Raw genomic sequence first — 416 nt, 5'->3', positions numbered from 1 at the left:
TGCCTGAATCAACGTACCCCATTAGTGTCGGCCTCGGCAATTGGCTGGAAAGGGCAATTCATTGCGTTTGATTTTAGCTCATACCACTCAATCCAATCCCAGCAAGATACCTCGTCGGCCGCGAGTTCAGTAAACCCTCCGTGCTACCACTGCCTATTTCCATTTGCAGAAAATGCCATGCAGACCAAGTGCAGTGATGCTGGGGTGATTGGCCCTGTCGTGGGGCTAATGGGAAATTATCAGGCAATCGCAACTATTCAAAAGCTGGCAACGGGCGCGTTTCAAACCACTTGCCATCAGTTGCATCTGTTTGATGGGCTCAAGTTAAGTTGGCAGCATTTGGCAGTAGTGAAAGATCAAAGTTGCCGCGTTTGTCTGATTCAGAAACAGGAATCAAGCAATGAACACCATAGCAA

Annotated in this window: 1 protein-coding gene; it reads left to right on the top strand. The window is 48.3% G+C overall.

Features of this window, described 5'->3' with window-relative positions; translation table 11 throughout:
- Positions 1-24 precede the first annotated feature (24 nt).
- On the top strand, positions 25-416 hold a 392-nt coding region (locus GPA21_RS21330; RefSeq protein WP_422614191.1), incomplete at its 3' end, for a HesA/MoeB/ThiF family protein.

This window comes from Azoarcus taiwanensis (assembly GCF_012910885.1).
Lineage (GTDB): Bacteria > Pseudomonadota > Gammaproteobacteria > Burkholderiales > Rhodocyclaceae > Azoarcus_F > Azoarcus_F taiwanensis.
This window is presented reverse-complemented; position numbering and strand designations above follow the sequence as displayed.